The 14121-nt window shown below is 32.3% G+C and carries 11 protein-coding genes, 3 pseudogenes and 1 riboswitch; of the genes and pseudogenes, 1 reads left to right on the plus strand and 13 read right to left on the minus strand.

What is annotated here, in order from left to right:
• Nucleotides 1-256: 256 nt before the first annotated feature.
• From BN3326_RS04275 to BN3326_RS04325, 11 genes and pseudogenes are all read right to left on the minus strand, one after another.
• A complete protein-coding gene (locus tag BN3326_RS04275; RefSeq protein WP_069997859.1) occupies nucleotides 257-472 on the minus strand; it encodes a hypothetical protein in 216 nt (71 codons plus the stop codon).
• A gap of 9 nt (nucleotides 473-481) precedes the next feature.
• Nucleotides 482-772, minus strand: a complete 291-nt coding sequence (locus tag BN3326_RS04280; RefSeq protein WP_069997860.1) for a hypothetical protein — start codon at nucleotides 770-772, stop codon at nucleotides 482-484.
• Nucleotides 773-930: 158 nt separating this feature from the next.
• Nucleotides 931-1389: a GNAT family N-acetyltransferase gene (locus BN3326_RS04285; RefSeq protein ID WP_069997861.1), complete on the minus strand. Its 459-nt coding sequence runs from the start codon at nucleotides 1387-1389 to the stop codon at nucleotides 931-933.
• Between the two features lie 448 nt (nucleotides 1390-1837).
• Nucleotides 1838-3246: pseudogene (locus BN3326_RS21390) on the minus strand (IS3 family transposase).
• 135 nt (nucleotides 3247-3381) lie between these two features.
• Nucleotides 3382-4581 (minus strand): IS110 family RNA-guided transposase, encoded by a 1200-nt coding sequence (locus tag BN3326_RS04300; RefSeq protein WP_069997862.1) that lies wholly within the window; start codon nucleotides 4579-4581, stop codon nucleotides 3382-3384.
• 748 nt (nucleotides 4582-5329) lie between these two features.
• Nucleotides 5330-6934 (minus strand): methionine--tRNA ligase, encoded by a 1605-nt coding sequence (metG, locus tag BN3326_RS04305; RefSeq protein ID WP_069997863.1) that lies wholly within the window; start codon nucleotides 6932-6934, stop codon nucleotides 5330-5332.
• Between the two features lie 364 nt (nucleotides 6935-7298).
• Entirely contained in the window at nucleotides 7299-7532 is a 234-nt protein-coding gene (locus tag BN3326_RS04310) for a 50S ribosomal protein L11 methyltransferase (RefSeq protein ID WP_069997864.1), read from the minus strand.
• 407 nt (nucleotides 7533-7939) lie between these two features.
• The gene (locus BN3326_RS22190) at nucleotides 7940-8083 is read right to left on the minus strand and encodes a cysteine desulfurase (RefSeq protein ID WP_141722842.1); all 144 of its coding nucleotides are present in this window, start codon (nucleotides 8081-8083) and stop codon (nucleotides 7940-7942) included.
• 71 nt (nucleotides 8084-8154) lie between these two features.
• A pseudogene (locus BN3326_RS04315) lies at nucleotides 8155-8907 on the minus strand (aminotransferase class V-fold PLP-dependent enzyme).
• Nucleotides 8908-9424: 517 nt separating this feature from the next.
• A riboswitch (cyclic di-GMP riboswitch) is annotated at nucleotides 9425-9514 on the minus strand.
• Nucleotides 9515-9745: 231 nt separating this feature from the next.
• Entirely contained in the window at nucleotides 9746-9874 is a 129-nt protein-coding gene (locus BN3326_RS21135; RefSeq protein WP_074463580.1) for a cyclic lactone autoinducer peptide, read from the minus strand.
• Nucleotides 9868-10509, minus strand: a complete 642-nt coding sequence (locus tag BN3326_RS04325; protein WP_069997867.1) for an accessory gene regulator ArgB-like protein — start codon at nucleotides 10507-10509, stop codon at nucleotides 9868-9870. Before BN3326_RS04325 ends, BN3326_RS21135 begins: the two co-directional genes overlap by 7 nt.
• A 542-nt stretch (nucleotides 10510-11051) precedes the next feature.
• Between BN3326_RS04325 and BN3326_RS22745 the strand changes: the two are divergent.
• Nucleotides 11052-11317: pseudogene (locus tag BN3326_RS22745) on the plus strand (class I tRNA ligase family protein).
• A gap of 139 nt (nucleotides 11318-11456) precedes the next feature.
• Here the strand turns inward: BN3326_RS22745 and BN3326_RS04330 are convergent.
• Nucleotides 11457-12614, minus strand: a complete 1158-nt coding sequence (locus BN3326_RS04330) for an aldo/keto reductase (RefSeq protein WP_069997868.1) — start codon at nucleotides 12612-12614, stop codon at nucleotides 11457-11459.
• A 358-nt stretch (nucleotides 12615-12972) separates the two neighbouring features.
• Nucleotides 12973-14013 (minus strand): radical SAM protein, encoded by a 1041-nt coding sequence (locus BN3326_RS04335; RefSeq protein ID WP_069997869.1) that lies wholly within the window; start codon nucleotides 14011-14013, stop codon nucleotides 12973-12975.
• Nucleotides 14014-14121 lie beyond the last annotated feature (108 nt).

The raw sequence follows: 14121 nt of genomic DNA on the forward strand, positions 1-14121 counted from the left end.
CTCACCCACTTCTTAGTTTTCTTAATAAAATTATACAGAATAAATTGAAATAATACTAGGTCTAAATTGCAGATAACGTCTCCGCACTCAAGACGTTTCTCATCCTTAGATAGCTCTTATCTTAGGCTGAGAAATGTGCTTTGCTTCTCCGAAGGCTTGACCTAAAACAGACAAAGCGAACTTGAGTGAATTGTTAGCCGAAGCATACCCATTTGTCACTACCTAGTTAAATTACCTGTTTCATCTTCCATATAGCTCATATCTCACAATCTGCATGACTTTCATCTGGGTATTCAATCAATAACTTCTCTTGGACCTCTCTAGCCCTTTCGAAGCTAGTGACCAATCCTCTAAAAGATAGATCAGAACTTAAAAACGCTTTATCAAATCCACCACAATTTAATATAGCACTGATTCCAGAAAAATCTTCTATGAGATCATACCCACAGAATTCAAATCTATTATCAAGCATAACGCTCTCTTACTCCATATTGGGCTTATATAAAACAGCGAGAATCTGCTTCTCAGCAATATGCCCTGTTCTTAGGATTAGCCACTCAAGATTCTTGTATATGCTATATTGCATTTCGTTTGGCACTAGATTCTCAAAATCATCGTCACTTTCAGGTTTAAATACCTGTGGACACAAAACACAATCTATTGATACTAACTCTCTAAGCTGATAAAGTTTGGACCACTCAACAAATATTGTCCAAGTATCTCCATAAGACGAATCAAATTTTTCAACTGCCATGAATCCAATATCTTGCATTTTTACCCTCCTTCTTTAATAATAAGGTAAACAGTCTTAATTTGTTTCGGCTAACGGTTCCGTACTCCAGACACCAGAGAATTTTGTTAGACGGTGGATAATACGGGCCTTTACTGAAGCCAAAGTTAATACCTATCCCCTTCACTTAACAATTGCTATCATTTTATTTCTTTTGCATATTTAAACATTGTTAGTATATCTGAGTGCTTGTATTCTCCTACTTTAATATACCCCATCTTTTCATAAAAATAATGATTTCTTACACTCTCAAACGGAGTAATCAATTCCCATTTTTTAACTTTAGGAGTATCCTTTTCAATAACTTCAATGGCTTTCTGACCTATTCCAAGATTATGGAATTCTGGAACAACACACAAAACTCTTAAATAGTAATTTTCTTCATCTATTTCACGAATTATTATGTCCCCAACTATCTCACAATTACATTCAATAACATAGACTATACAATTACTTATGTAATTAAACATGTCTTCTTTTGATTCGTTATAAGATGGGCATTCATTATACTTTATATAATCCTCATAAAAACTTCTATTTTGTACCTCAATTAACTTGTCTATATCCTCAATAACTGCCCTTCTAAAATTAATATTCATCAGAATGAGCCCTTTCTAAATTATAGTATTATCTATCGCCTAACGTTCTCGCACTCAAGACGTTCTTAAGCCTTAGCTAGCTCTTATATTAGGCTTAAGAATGTGCTTTGGCTTCAACTTCTAAAGAGGTGCTACACTAATCAGCCAAAGCGAACTTGAGTGCATTGTTAGACGATGGAATCAATGGAAACTACCAATAGCCATTAATCAAAATGGCAAGTTATAATTAATCAATAAATTAGAATTTGTCGTGACAAAGATTATGCTCATAATCTCTCCAATAAACAAGGATTACTGTACATAATTTTCAAATATTGGTTCAATGTGTTTTTTAATAAACTCTATTCTATCTTTTGCATTTTGTACAAAAATAGAAGCAATAGAAATGAGGTGACCCCTTAAAGTTAGACTTTATAGCGTAGTAGTATGAAACTGCTACGCTATTTCTTTATGCAGCTTGAAGAGTGAGTCTGTATTCAATAGGACTCATCCATCCAAGTGATTGCTTGATTCTCTGTTCGTTATAATATTTTATGTACTTTTCAATTGACGATTTCAACTCTTCATAGCTGTAATAAACATTTCCATAATACATCTCTTGTTTCATAATGCCAAAGAAATTTTCCATAACTGAATTATCGTGACAATTTCCTTTACGTGACATACTCTGATATATTTTGTGCGACTTCAGGGTAAATGAATAGTTCTTCATCTGATACGCCCATCCTTGATCTGAATGAAAAGTTCTTCTGTATTTACAATCGGCTGTTATATCTATTGCTTCCTCTAAGGCGTTCATTATATTTACAGCTGAAGGTTTTTGTGAAATTCCATAACTTACAATTTTGTGATTATATAGATCATAAACGGATCAAGGTATAGTTTTTTAATAATCATTCTTCCTTTTTCATCAATTTCATAGTATTTGAATTCAGAAGTATCGGTGGTGATTTTCTGATGTGGAACATTTGTGTTAAATCGACGATGAATTCTATTCGGAGCCACTGTTCCAACCTTACCTTTGTAGGAACTATATTTTCTACTTTTGCGTGTAAATGAAGTTACCTGAATACCAAGTTTTTGTACGAGACGTTGTACTTTCTTTTTATTTACAAGCATTCCCTGTTTGCGCAATTCTCCGTAGATTCTACGATATCCAAAGTCTTTGTGTTGACTGCGTATTTCCATAATTGTTATTTCTAATTCCTGGTCAGGTTTCTCTCGTTCAAATCTTTTTTGCCAGTACATATAGGTTACCTTAGGAAATCCTGAGACAGCGAGAATATCTTTTAATTTGAAGAATCCTCGGAGGCTGTGGATGATTCTCGCTTTTTGCTCTGAGGTGTTCCCTCTAAACGCAACCTCCTCTGTTCTTTTAAATATGCATTCTCGATTCTTAATTTAAGATTTTCATCTTAAAGCTGCTTTAGATATTCTAAATCAGTATTTAGTTTTTCATTGTTTGCTGGTTTAATATCTTTTGATTTCGACACTTTTGAACGCCTGCCCTTTCGCTTAGGTCTCAATGCATCAGGACCAGCAATTCGAAAGTCGTTGACCCATTTATTAATCAAGGGTGGATTATTCATTCCAACGATTAGAGCTAATTCCTGATATGAAACTTCTGTTGTTAGATATAATTCTACAACATGAAGCTTAAATTCAAAAGTGTAAGTTTCATTTTCACGAGATACATAATAACCCTTCCGCGTCAAACATCTCATAGGCCTTTACCCATTTTTTTATATTACTTCAGGCCGGAATACTATATTTTTGTGCTAAGTAAGATTAACCACCTTCGCCATCTAGATATGCTTCAACAACTTTTTGTTTAAACTCAAAACTATATTTTGCCATAAAAACCTGCTAAGAAAAATCAATACTTTTATAGCAAGTTCTTAAATTTATTGCTCTTCATTTTTTTGCACGCTAATAAGCCAGCACATCTTTTGCTTTTTGTCCCAGCTTAGCTATCATTCATTTATAATACCATTATTCTTGATATACCTCTTTTACTCTTGCATAATAAATTCTTAAAAACTTATTTAATCCAGCCACTTTAGCTACTTTACTTGCTTTACCTTCATTTTCCTTTTTTATTATAAACATATAAACTGCATCTGTCTCTGGTTTTTTACTTTTAAGACATTTCATTACTTCATATCCAGTCTTCCTCAATGTCGATGATCCACGTTTTGAAATCCTCCGCTTCGTTCCAGTAAACTGTCCCGATTGGTAAGGCGGGGCATCTATGCCTGCATAAGCTATAAGTGCCTTACCATTATAAAAACGTCGTACATCTCCTATCTCAGCAATTAGTCTTGGTGCTAAGATTTCTCCCACACCTTCCATTGCTCGTACCACTGGATACTCTTTAAGACTTCTTGCTAATTCTTGCATTTGTGCTAAAATCATAAATAGAGTTCTATCCACTTCGCGAAGAACTCTAACGGCTTCCAATACTAACATTTTGGTCGATGGGGCATTGGAGTCTAACGTTGGGATACCTTGCTGAGCTAAGGCATAGATAGTTAATGCTTTGCTTTCGCTTTGATGGTATCCTTTATTTTTTGCCCAGATTTTATAACTGTTAATAAACTGTTTTTCACTTTTATTTGTGATGTTATCATAGTGCCAATATTTTTCCACAAAGTCACATAGTTTATCTTTTTCTGGTTTATCCGAACGGTTTTTTAATAGAGATTTTATTCCTGGCATTGTATAATCTAGCATATGTGTCAATGCTTGTTTACTTTCTATACGTAATTTTATATAGTGAGCATACTGACGTCCAAGCAATCGTAATTGTATATATGTTTCTTCGCTCATTTCCTGACTTCTTAAATGAAACCAATAATCCAATCCATAATTAGCAATCTTTATTGCATCTAGTTTATCGGTCTTTCCTTTGCGCAAAACAGTACTTGCATACTTCTTCATCACTAATGGATTAATTACAGCTACAAAAAAGCCTTGAACTTTTAAAAAGGCCAACACTGGAAGATGATAATTCCCTGTGGCTTCCATCACTATCCTAACTTCATCATCTAATCTTTCAATCATCCTTGCTAACTCGGATAAATCCTTTTCTGTATGACTTATTTCAAAAGGTTTACTTATCACTTCTCCATAGGGTTTTAGAATACACACTGTACTTTTCCCCTTAGAAATATCAATCCCTACGCTAATCATATACAACCTCCAATATAAGTTTTGTAATTGTCTCCACCTACACTTATTACCACTCATTTTGGTTCGTTACACGAAAGCCACTATTGGTTTCAACCTGCTTAATCGAATGCTTATAATAAGGGATGGCTAACAGTTTTTATGACGGATGTGGTTAATACAAAAACGACCCCGCTAGACCAATTACTCCCTTAATTATAATAAAAATAAGTGCAGTTATCTTATCAGGTATACTGACTTAACAACTACACTTTTATAGTACCAAAACTGACCTCCCATAAGTTAGATTTTCAGGTCTAACTTATGGGGGTCAGTTCAGAAAAAGAATATATACCTAGAAAATTCATGTGCCGGTTTATATATCGAAAATTGGAAGATGTAAAAGGCCTGACTCAGGAACAATATGAAGCTTCCATTCAAAAATATCCGATATTAGGTAAACTTTATTCTTTGTCAAAAGACTACCACCGAATTGTTTTTTCAAAAAGCAATAACTTGACCAATGGATAAAGTCAACAGAAGCTCTTGAAATACATGAAATCAATTCCTAGGTAGCGGACTAAAAAATGATATTACTGCCGTGAAAAATGGGGTGGATTACAAATTTAATAATGGATTGACAGAAAGAAGTGTTAACAAAGTTAAGTAAATAAAGCGGTATTTATTTGTAAAGACTCATTTATACATCTTATTTTTATAGGAGTGGGGAGTGTAAATACTTAGCTAATTACTTATCCATATTTTTAAACAATCATTTTATTTCAATTTTATCATATAGAATAGTGCAATCACTAATAACTAGATTATCTGGAATATTTATTGGTGCCCAACTACTTTCACTAATACTTAAGATATTTTTAAGTTGTTGTGCTCCATCTGGAATTACAGGTGCAAATAAGTTAGTCATGTTAGCCATTATATAAAGGCAAGTAACTGTAGTATTATTAAAATCTGAGATAGACTCTTTTACTTGAATCCATGGTTTACATTCATCATAATATCTATTCGCAAACTGAATGTACTTAATCATTTCTTCAACTACAAATCTAAACTCACCCTTCTGTATCTTCGCACCTATCGTATTATACATTTCTACAGTTTCATTAATGACTGTTTGATTAATAATTCCTTTAGGTACAATCCCATCGAATTTCTTCTTTAGAAATGAAATATTGCGATTAACAAAATTTCCAAATCCACCTACTAAAAATTTATTATGCATTGAAATCATTTCTTCACTAGAAAAGTTAACATCTTTACGTTCAGGATTATTAGCAATAATATAAAATCTAATCGTGTCTGCACTAAACTCCTCAATAAGCCCCTTAGCAGTAATTAGATTCCCTTTACTTTTTGACATTTTTTCTTCATTCATATTAACATATTCACATGAAATAATATGCTTTGGCAATTGAATATTAGTATTTAGAGCACTTAGTAAAGCTGGGAAGATTACTGTGTGGAAGGGAATATTATCTTTACCATGTACATAGTAAGATTCTAATTCCTGAGAATCGCTCATAAAATCATTAAAATCTATATTATTCTTTTCAGCTACACACTTACCTGTAGTTATATATCCTAAAACCGCTTCAAACCAGACGTAGATTTTTTTATCATCATATCCCTCAAATGGTACATCTATTCCCCATAATAAGTCCCTTGTTGCTACTCTATCTTGTAATCCCATTTCAAGGTATTTCCTTGTCTCATTAATGGCATTTAGTCTCCAATTTTCACCATTCTTATCCAATAGGTTATGAATTTTATCTTGAAAGGTGGATAGAGCAAATACCATGTGTTTATTTGGTTTTAAAACAGTCTTATTACTACATGACAGACATTTTTTCTCTTTTAAACCCTTTGCCTCAAAACTAGTTAAACAAGCATCACATTGATCTCCTTTTGCCTCATTACCACAAATAGGACATATGCCCCCTAACTCTCTATCTGCAAGGAACTTACCACATGTTTCACAATAATCTTGTTCATCTACTTGACTGTATAAATATCCATTATTGTATATTTGTACTAACATATCTTGTACATTTTTCTTATGATAGTCTGTAAATGTTGCTGTATATAAATTATAGGTAAATTTGAGTTTGTTGAAGCATTCTACAAATTCATCATGATATTTTTTAGCAATTTCATAGGGTTCTACATTCTCTCTCTTTGCTCGCTCAGTAATTGGTGTGCCGTGAGAGTCTGTCCCTGATACATAAATTACTATATCTCCATTTAGTCTAAAATAACGTGCTAATATATCACCTGGTAATAATGCTGCTAAATGTCCTACATGTAAGGAATAATTTGCATATGGCCATGCACCACCAATAAATATCTTTTTAATCATAGTCTTATATAGCTCCCTTTTAATAATGTATTTTTATAGTATATTTTGTATCCATTTAATTGAATAAAATTAAATTATTATTTTCTGCTATAAACTTCATGTGCTTATCAATTTTACTATCAAATCTCCATATACCCGTTTTTTCTACTTCTTGTTGTATTTCAGTTTAACTCATATGCTCTACTTCAATCAACATATAGCCATTTTTTTAATCAAGCGACATACTTATAATAAAAATGATTCCTTATTATTAATCATATGAAAAACATCTAGAACTAATACCACGTCTGCAATATCTGCTTTAGTAGTTCCAGAATGAAGTTCATCTGTAGCCTGAATTATCTCTACATTGTTTAATTTAAGTTTATTTACTTTTTCTTGTTGCTTGAATAGCTAATGGATGTATATCTAATTCATAAACCTTTCTATTTTTTCCTACTAATTTAGATAATGCTACACTATAACTTCCTACACCACAGCCATAATCAACTACAGTCTGATCAAGATTTATGCCAAATTGCTTCGTTCTATCATCAACTGGTGTAACCTTATCCCTAATCTTTAATAACGTAAACATAACATGAAAAAATAAATCCATTTTGTATTATCTCCTATTATTTACATTTTAAACCTGATATCATTTCTACTACCTCTAAAAATTTATTTATCTATCTCTTCTTCAGTATTATAAAAATGTACTGATGCACGCACTGTTCCTATAGAATCCATTAAACATTTCTTTTTATGCTAGTGCATTACACAATACACACCTGAACGAACATAAATTTTAAATCCATCCAATTTCCTAGCAACCTCATATGATATTTTCACCTTAATGTTAGATGTACCAAACCAGCTTTATAGGCTATATTATCAGAACCTTAAATTTCTATGTTCTTTATTGTTAACAAACCTTTTATCATTTTATCAGTTAACATTTTTTCTCTTTCCTTAATTCTCTCAAAACCTATTTGTTCACCCATATATATAGTAGCCCTACTAAACCTATCTCTCCTGCAATATCAGGGGTCCAGCATGATATCTTAAAGGCGATTCAGTTAATATATAATTATTGAAATTAACATCAATATTACTTCCTCCTCCAATCATCATAGGTTCAAAAGAAGCTTCTACATAATTTACTGACATTGTATACTTCTCACTTCCTAATTCCCCCTTCTCTAAAAGGCTTTCACTAAACTCAGTTAGTCTATTCTCAATTAGTTCTTCTCTAATATATATTCTCTAGTTCCTGTTGGGCCCATAGGCCTCTTATGTCCAGAGAAGACATAGAAATCACATCTCATGTTCTTTACATCAATAAACTGATGTCCTACAGCTTGAGCACCATCAATTGCAATATATACTTTCTTCTCTCTACAGATTTGACTTAATGTATATACATCTTGTTTTATTCCAGTTATATTTGAAGTATGCTGTATAGCCACAAGTACTGTATTCCTATCAATAAGTGTTTCTATTTTATTTGGATCAGTAGGCGTATTCTCAGTATCAACAATCCTAATTTCTACTCCTCTTCTTTTAGCTAAACAAATCCATGGTAACATATTTGAATGAAGTTCGATAGCACTTATAATTATATTTTTACCTTCTAAGTTTTCATAGTTCATTAAGTAATTTGCTACTATATTCATGTCTTATGTCATATTTCTAGTAGATATCAGCTCTTTTTCGGAACAGCATAACAATATTTTTTCAATTTCAGCATGTGCATAATGCCACACATTGTTAGAATATTCAGCAATGCTATATCCCCTCTTTTCAATGTTAGCATTATAATTCATATAATACTTTAACATTTCTTCTAACACTGGCTTAGGTGTAAGTGAAGTAGCAGCACTATCTAGATAAATACCTCTATTTACCATTTCTATATCTTTTCTCACTTCTTCTACACTTAGCTTATAACTATTTTCCATAATGTATCTATTTTGGTATAAGTTGCAAAACATTACTTTCTAGAGTAAATTTTTATTTTAACTCCTTTTAGTTTTGGGGTAGTGTCAATCTTAACACTACTCTTTTACTTTTAAATCCTATATATATCAGAGGAGTATACTATTTTAAAAAATAAAATAGCGATATCCCGTCTTTTAAGTTATAATTGAATCTCTGGCCAAACAATTAAACTTAGAAAGGATATCGCATTGACTCAATTGCAACTTATTTACTTATACAAAATCACTATCTTTTAAAAATTATTTCTCAACTTCTTTTACTTATCGCCAAATATGTTCCTCTTAAGCAAATGGCTTTTGATGATTCTCATAGACCTCACTACCAAAAATTCAAAATTGATAAACTCCCTGAGGTTCTTTACTTTGAAAAGGTTGATTATATTCTTCTCTTAGCGTATTACAAATACAAGTATGGTAAAGAAACCAATTCTGTTATGCGTCACAATGGTAAGCCTATTCTAGAAAAAAACTGTCGCTAAGAAACGGATAGGTAAAATTTACGCATTTGTCCTTCAGCAACCTGGCTATCATAGTACCGGTAAACACCTTAATCCCTATAGCTTTGCGTTCCCGTCTTTCGACAGGTTTGCATTTAACGCAAATTATTCTATTATTTTTCTAGAAATCATCAACCTAATTATCGACTAAATGTCATTTAATCATTTAAATCTCCAAATTTAATTTTTACTTTCTGTAACTTTCTTTCAAAAAGGTCACCCAGATAGGAAAATGTGAAGATCAACGTATATTCTTTCCACCTTTTACCATTATGATACATAATATCATACCTAGATATTGGGTTAGTAAAAGAATATCTAGTTTTATTAGACTTTCAAAACTTATTTGGTGGTTCCGGCTGGTACATCATAAATAAGCTGGTTGTTCCAATATTCGTCATAGCAACCACAACAAATACTGCAGCTAGTCCTTGAAATATTGATTTTGTTATTAACTTTAACATTCAGCCTCACCTCCTTTCTTATTAGGAGTAAGTAAAATGTCCAATACTCTAATAAAGCTATGGCCCACTGGTGTTAAAGTAAAAGCCTGCCACAATAGCGCAAATATTATTGTCCAAGCAATCAAGCTATTTGTTCCTAATATAATTGAGGTAATAGTAAACCCCACTACTGCAAATAACGAGTACCATCGGAAGATTAATTTTTTTGTTTTGCTATTAAAAGGTTTATTAAGCGGTGCTTGTGGTGCATAGCGCCAGTATAAATAAACGGATAATACTGCAATACCAATTAAAACACTTATCGGTGATATACTAAAAAAAGGATAAGTAATCTTAATCGTATAACCCAACATAGTAAGTATTAACACACTTGTTACCAAACACCTATAATATGCGGAACAATGAGCTCCACCTGATAAAGTACGAACTATGCCGGTTACCATAAGTAAGACTGTGACTTCAAGGACAACTTTCATCATAACTGCGATGAAAAAAAGAATACCCAATTTCAAGATACTTCCTATTAGAATTTCAGCCCCATAAGCCAGATATTCGGCTTGTTCAATTCTTGAAACTTTATTTGCCACATATGAGCCAACTACTTGTCCGATTTTATAAACCGAAATATCGCACATATTTTGCCACCTCTGATTTTATTTTAACTTTTATTCCATATAATTCCTACAATATGCGCGTAACTCGTAGGTTTCGTGGTGCAACTCGTAGGTTTCGTGGTGCAACTCGTAGGTTTCGCGGTGCAACTCGTAGGTATCATTACTCAAATCGCTGTTTTTTGTTTGTCATAAAAAAACATTTTAATGCAATAAGTTACAAACTTTTTACTATTTTACTTGAGTTTTTAAAACTCCTCCAACACATAATTTATTTCCCTTAGATAACATAACAATTATGTATTAAAACATAAACAATAGTTATATCGTGTTTTGCTACCTCAGATATAAAGACCCCAAAAAATATAATTATCAAGTGAACATTTGGATATTAAGTAGAAGTTTAATAACTATGTGTATTCTCACTCTAGATTGAATACAATGACTTTAATCTTTCTGACTTGTTTCAGATTAAAGTTCACTATTTAGTCACATGGGTCATTTATAGTATTTTAGAAGGTCTTAAAGACAGAGCCTTGACAAGAGACCTTGAATAGGGTATTGATATTCCTTTGTCAGGTTTTGAAGGAAAGAAAATATATGTTTGGGCCGAAGCAACACTCGGCTATCTGTCTACAAGTAAAAATGGGATGATTTCTGGAGTCACACCTCTACACATTATTATATTCATGGAAAAGACAACATCCCCTTTCATACCACCATACTACCTGCACTACTTAAAGCTGCAGGCAATATCCATCTTCCGGATAGAATAATATTCAGTGAATATGTTACTCTGGAAGGAAGAAAAATATCCACCAGTAATAATTGAGCAGTATGGATATATACCAATAACATTGGCTACATCTGTTCTTATTTTTTCCTTTTGCTTTTGGAGTATTTGAGACAGGATAAATAGTGAGAGCTATCTGTAAATGGTACAGATTCCACAGTTCTTTAGCCTACTAAATTCAATAACCCTTCCCCGCTTCTAAGACTTCTCGTACTTTTGTCATCCAGTCACCAATAGATATTTTCTGTGGACATTTTTTTTCACAAACCCTACATTTGATACATGCACTGGCCCTTTCACCATCAGACAAAAAACGTGAATAAAGCGAACGGGAGGTCATGACATCTTCATGTATAAATCCATCATTATACAATTCAAATACTATTGGTATATTAACCGCATTCGGACATGGCATGCAATAACCACATTTTGTACATGGGACTGCTATCCTTTCGGTGTATTTCGCTTTAACACCCTTAATGAAATGTAACTCTTCTCCTCCCAAAGAATTTATACCTGATATTTCTGCTAAGCGAATATTTTCTTCAACCTGTTTCATGTTACTCATCCCACTAAGCAATAGAGATACTTCCGGTTGGTTCCATACCCACTGCAAAGCCCATTCCACAGGTGGACGTTTTCTATTAAATCCATTAAAGAGCTCTAAAACAGCCTTTGGTGGGTTTACCAATTTACCTCCAAGCAAAGGCTCCATTACGACAACTGCCAGCCCTTTTTCCGCTGCATACTTTAAACCCTTTGTCCCTGCCTGATTTTCCGTATCCACATAGTTATACTGGATTTGGCAAAAGTCCCATCCGTTATACCCGTCAACTATTTGCTTAAAAACCTCGTAAGTATCATGAAATGAAAACCCTATATTCTTTATCCTGCCGTCATTAAGAGCAGCTTCTATTCTTTTAAATAAATTAAATTTAAGTACAACATTCTCCCATTTTTGCTTATCTAGGCTATGAAGAAGGTAAAAATCAATATAGTCTGTCTGAAGCTTTTTCAGTTGTTCATCGAGATACTTATCAAAATCCTCTGCCTTATTTATAAACCAAGTTGGAGACTTTGTAGCCAATTTGACTTTCTCCCGGTATCCGTCTTTTAAAGCCTTGCCTAGGACAACTTCACTTTTACCGTTATGATAGAAATATGCCGTATCTATGTAGTTTACACCCTGTTCTATGGCATAGCGTATCATTTTTATTGATTCGTCTTCGATTATGTTCTCGCTCACATAATTTCCATCAGTAGTAGGTAAACGCATGCAACCAAACCCCAATGCAGAAGTTTCCCAATCTAGTTTCCCAAACTTCCGAAATTTCATCTTTCTTCCTCCATATAATTCTCATTGTTTTTATTAATATTTAATTATTCAGTGTAATGCAAATCAAAATCTAAACTTCTTTGCACCCACATATGAAATAATTCAAATGAAGGGATACCATTATGGCATCCCCACATCTTACAATTAAATAATTGCTAAAGTGTGTATATATGATTGACTCGTTTTTTAAAGCTTGTCCTAAACTCTCAATGACCTTTTAGCCATTTTTTTGCAAGTATAAATGCAAATCATAATTCTGAAAAATACATTGGAACCTTTTTTTCACTGCGAAACTCTGAACTCATTTATATCAGTTCCATCATGCATATGTCAGAGTACAGAAGGTTTCGGCAATTTATCACATTAATACTTTAGTGTCTGTAAGTTTCTCAACTTCATATTCATTTAACAATTTACAAATATATGAACATGACTGAAATATATTGTTAGTTGTTTTTCTTGGATCTTTTAATTGTTCATTTTTCTTAATATTTTTATCTTGTATAGCTAAAGCAGGACATCCATTAAATTTTTTATAGTTTTTAAATTTAGAACTTTCTATAATAGTCTTTAAACTATCTTTTCTTATATTCCCAAGTGGGAGAGCATTAACACTACCTAACAAACCACAGTAATGAACATTTCCATTACTCATTATATTAATTGAGCTTAATAATTTATTACATATCTTATAGTCTTTATAATTATCAGATTCAGATTGGGTATAGAATGAATTTTCCCATATTATATTAAAGCTCGGCTTATAATGTCTAATCCAATATATTACACGATCTCTAGCTGCAATCCACTCATCAGCTTCCAATTGTATTTCTTTTATTTCATTTCCTCGTCCTAGAGGAGTAAAATAAAAGAACATGATAGCATTTATATTTAGTTCATTACACAAATTAAGTATAATTTCAATTTCATTAACATTTTTTTTATGTAATACTGTAGTGACATTAACCTTTAAATCTGACTTCTTATAATTTTTTATTATTTTAATTATATTATCAAAATGTCCTTTTTTGTTTCTAAGCCAGTCGTGTGTTTTTGCATTTCCACCGTCTAAATCAACCTTAACAAGCAGATTTTTAAACTCTTTAAGCTTTTCAATAGTGCTTTCTTCAAAATTAGCATTTGTAGTAATACCTACATTCAATCCTAGTTCATCTGATAATTTTATTATTTCAAATATATCCTTTCTAAGTAATGGCTCTCCTCCAAACAAATTCACTGATCCTTTGCTATTTGAAATATCTGCAAAATCAATAAGAACCTGCTTTATTTCATTATAGGTTAATTCCTCCATATCTTTTTCTCCAGAAGAAAACAAACAATGCTTACATAGCATATTACATTTATTGGTAATATGAAAATCTAAATGTTCAATATTCATCTTTATCCTCCTTTTTAGTTATACCAAAATATATCGCTTTAAAAATAATAACTACGCATATTTAATTTACCGATTAAAAATCCTTCAGTTAATTAGCTACTCATAGTA

It is taken from the genome of Cellulosilyticum sp. I15G10I2 (assembly GCF_900095725.1).
Classification (GTDB): Bacteria; Bacillota; Clostridia; order Lachnospirales; family Cellulosilyticaceae; genus FMMP01.

Bases quoted from the DNA above. Each gene is read 5' to 3' on its own strand.
- BN3326_RS04280 (WP_069997860.1), bottom strand. From the start codon at position 772: ATGCAAGATATTGGATTCATGGCAGTTGAAAAATTTGATTCGTCTTAT.
- BN3326_RS22190 (WP_141722842.1), bottom strand. From the start codon at position 8,083: ATGTCAGTAAATTATGTAGAAGCTTCTTTTGAACCTATGATGATTGGA.
- BN3326_RS21135 (WP_074463580.1), bottom strand. From the start codon at position 9,874: ATGTTAAAGTTAATAACAAAATCAATATTTCAAGGACTAGCTGCAGTA.
- BN3326_RS04275 (WP_069997859.1), bottom strand. From the start codon at position 472: ATGCTTGATAATAGATTTGAATTCTGTGGGTATGATCTCATAGAAGAT.
- BN3326_RS04300 (WP_069997862.1), bottom strand. From the start codon at position 4,581: ATGATTAGCGTAGGGATTGATATTTCTAAGGGGAAAAGTACAGTGTGT.
- BN3326_RS04310 (WP_069997864.1), bottom strand. From the start codon at position 7,532: ATGGATTTATTTTTTCATGTTATGTTTACGTTATTAAAGATTAGGGAT.
- metG (WP_069997863.1), bottom strand. From the start codon at position 6,934: ATGATTAAAAAGATATTTATTGGTGGTGCATGGCCATATGCAAATTAT.
- BN3326_RS04325 (WP_069997867.1), bottom strand. From the start codon at position 10,509: ATGTGCGATATTTCGGTTTATAAAATCGGACAAGTAGTTGGCTCATAT.
- BN3326_RS04335 (WP_069997869.1), bottom strand. From the start codon at position 14,013: ATGAATATTGAACATTTAGATTTTCATATTACCAATAAATGTAATATG.
- BN3326_RS04285 (WP_069997861.1), bottom strand. From the start codon at position 1,389: ATGAATATTAATTTTAGAAGGGCAGTTATTGAGGATATAGACAAGTTA.
- BN3326_RS04330 (WP_069997868.1), bottom strand. From the start codon at position 12,614: ATGAAATTTCGGAAGTTTGGGAAACTAGATTGGGAAACTTCTGCATTG.